Origin of the sequence: Idiomarina sp. UBA4206 (assembly GCF_002383015.1) — a bacterium.
Lineage (GTDB): Bacteria > Pseudomonadota > Gammaproteobacteria > Enterobacterales > Alteromonadaceae > Idiomarina > Idiomarina abyssalis.
On the sequence record NZ_DFTS01000015.1, the window covers coordinates 1,532 to 5,128 of the forward strand.

A 3,597-nucleotide genomic window follows, 5' to 3' on the forward strand; every position below is an offset into this window, starting at 1 on the left:
CGTTAACGGTAACGGTATTACCAATGAGTGTACTGATGCAGAGCGCGACGGTGGTACCTGTAACCGTGAATCGGAAGGTATTGTCAGCTTCTACGGTGGTAACGACAACACTGACGACAGCGGTTCAATGAAGTACGCACAAATTTGGTACGCAGGCTCGGGTCCTCGTGACGGCGGTGACGGTGATGACTTGAACTCACTAACGCTAAACGCAGTAGGTTCAGGCTCTTCTTATGAGTTTATTCACATTCACCAGGGCTTTGATGATGGCATTGAGTTCTTCGGTGGCGCTGCTGACTTAAGAAACATTGTCGTAACGGATACCCAGGATGACTCGCTGGATATGGACGCTGGTTGGCAGGGACGTGCGCAATTTGTGTTTATTAAACATGGCACAGTGACAGTAGACGGTCAGACCAACTACATGGGTAACGGTGGTTTTGAGGCAGACGGCGAGAAAAACAATGGTCCGGACTATTCGCAAGCACCAACATCTGCACCGACTATTGCTAACGTGACTATTATCACTACCGACGGCACATCCGTACGTGATAACGACCCGTCAATCGCTACGAAATTTGACGACAACTTCCAGGGGCAGATGTACAACGTACTGAAAATTAAAGAGAACGGTACGGCAGACGACGGCTGTGTCTTCTTCACTTCAGACGGTGAAGCGGGCGTTGATAATGGCGAACTCGATTTCTACAGCTCGGTTATGGCGTGTACCAATAACTTTGTGAACACCGGTGACAATACCTTTGGTGACGGCGAAACCTACAGCCAATGGTATGACAACGGTGGTGAAAATGAAGTGTTAGACGGTTCAGCAATGGTTCTGAATGACGATGGTATTTCGACCGATATGTCTTCTTCAATCACTATTGCTGCGAATGACTTAACCGCATTGAATGATGACTTCTTTACTCCGGTTGATTTTATCGGCGCACTTTCTGACGACGATACAAGCTCTGAATGGTACCAGTGGGTTGAAACTGCTGTAGCTGCTTCTGAGCAGGACTAATTAGAGTTGGAATGCGAATAAATAGGCGCACCACAGTTGCGCCTATTTTCCGATTTTATTGCAGGAGTTGATTATGAAGAATCAATACAAACTCAAGCCGGTTGCTTTAGCGGTTGGTTTGGGCCTGTTTGCCACGGCTCCGACAGCTTTGGCACAGCAAGCTGACGAAACTGACGTTGAACGCGAGTCGACCATTGAAGAAGTGGTTACTACCGGTAGTCGTTTGCAGGGAAGTGCGGCTGCAGTGGTTGAAGAGCGCAAAAACCAGGCCTTTGTGGCAGATATTCTGGGTGCAGAGCAGCTGTCCCGTTCCGGTGACAGCGACGCGGCTTCAGCGTTGCGCCGGGTGACCGGTTTGACTCTGGTGGACGGCAAATTTATTTACGTGCGTGGTTTAGGTGAGCGCTACTCAAGTGCCCGCATTAACGGCGCCAGTATTCCCAGCCCGGACTTAACCCGTAACGTGGTACCGCTGGACATTATTCCATCGACCATTATTGAAAGCATGGCGGTACAAAAGGTGTTTTCACCTTCCATGCCGGCGGCTTTTGGTGGTGGTAACATCGATATCCGTACGCGCTCGCTGCCGGATGACTTTATCTTTAATGTTGAGGCAGGAGTCGGTCTTAACAGCAATGCGGATGACGGCTACACCTATAACCGCAACGATGACGGCATTCCTGATGGGATCCGCGATGCGATTGGTCGTTATCAGGGAGACTTTAGCTTACGCAACATTATTAATACCGATGGACTGAGCGGCAGCGGGAACAGTGCTGGTGATCAGGCGCGGGCGATTAATGCGTCACTGGCGAAACAATTACCTCGTGACATGGTGCTAAAGGAAGAGTCTCTGGATCCTAACTTTGATTTAAAAGCGACCTTAGGTAACAGTTTTGATGAGTCCTGGTTGGGCGGCACTATCGGAGTGTTGGCTGCTGCGTCTTATGACAATGACTGGGATGTCTCAGAGCGTCGTAATGCGGTTATCAGTAACAATGCTGAAGAGGGCTGTTCAACTTCGCTGGAGACTGCCGAGGATGTCTCTAACTCGTGTTACAACACCTTGTCTGAAACTACGGTGACACAGGAAACAGAACGTCTTAACGGCTTTTTTACCGCAGGCTATGAATTAGACACACACAGCGTCAGCTACACCAAAATTTACCTGGAAGACTCAGAGGACGAGTCAGAATTTGGTATTAAGCAAAGCCCCAACGGCAGTAACCTGAAAACCATTGCCGGAACCGGTATTGCTAACCGCGAACATGAGTTCAAATACGAAGAGCGGGTACTAAACGTGGACCAATTCCGCGGCCAGCACACCTTTATGGACTATTGGGGTATTGGTTTTGACTGGCAGTACACGGAGTCAAAAGCGGAGACGGAAATTCCGACCGAAGTGTCTTACCGTTTTGATGACATTTACAACACTGACGGTAGCTTCTCTGAGACTCGGGTAACGGGTGATGACAACCGCGCGATTTTCCAGTTCGTAGATATGGAAGACAACGTGAAGTCATACGGTGGTAATTTCTCGCTGCCATTAATGTTTTCCGGATTAGAGCTGGAATTGAAAGCGGGCTACGACTTTGTTGATAAAGCACGTTACTACAACACCAGTCGCTTTAGTCTGGATAACGCTTCTGGATCACGTTTGTCAGTGCTGGATGATTTAGACAACGTACTGGGAGTTACCGGGTATCTGACCGATGAGGTCATCGACGAAAATGACTTCCGTATTACCTTCCGTGAACCGGGTGCGCCAAATGCGGATGATTACCTGGCTGCTCAGAAAATCGATGCGTATTACGGTGAGTTCGATGCCATATTCGACAATACCTGGCGTGTCAGTGGTGGTGTTCGTTACGAAGACTTTAAGCAAGTGTCATTGGCGACCTCGAGCTTAATTTTCGACGAGCAGGACCTGAATAACTACTTCAACCCTCAGCGCGTTATCGATAGCTCGATTTCAGAAGACGATGTTTACACCGCTTTGTCACTGACCTATATGGCTAATGACAATTATCAGCTTCGCTTTGGTTACGGTGAAACCGTGGTTCGTCCGGACTTGCGCGAGACGGTTCCGGTAGCTTACTACGACCCGACTACGGATATTCGCACCTTTGGTACGGCCGGTTTGCAAAGCAGTGACTTACGTAACTACGATGCACGCTTTGAGTACTACGCGGATAATGGCGATAACTACACCGTTGCAGCCTTCTATAAGGACATAGAAAACCCAATTGAGTCGGTGCTGCGCGTGGGTGATGAAGATTACACACTGACCTATGTGAACGGTGAATCAGCCGAAGTATACGGTGTTGAGTTTGAATGGCTGCACGACTTAGGGTACTTGGCGAACGGCTTCTTCACCTCAGGTAACTTAACCTGGAGTGACTCAGAAGCGTCGATTGACCCTGCGTTGGCGGGTAACTTAACTAACCCGACGAAGCGTATGACCGGACACTCAGAATACGTAGCGAACTTCCAGTTAAACTACGACTCTGCTAACGGCGAGCACTCAACCTCGTTGGTTTACAACGTGTTTGGCGAACGCATTCTGGCAGCAG

General features: G+C 49.1%; 2 protein-coding genes. Both read left to right on the top strand.

Going from position 1 to position 3,597, the window contains the following annotated elements; translation table 11 throughout:
• Window positions 1-1,024: hypothetical protein (locus tag B3180_RS03285; RefSeq protein ID WP_286843051.1), on the top strand; the 1,024-nt coding region annotated here is incomplete at its 5' end.
• 73 nt (window positions 1,025-1,097) lie between these two features.
• Window positions 1,098-3,597: TonB-dependent receptor domain-containing protein (locus B3180_RS03290; RefSeq protein WP_286843053.1), on the top strand; the 2,500-nt coding region annotated here is incomplete at its 3' end.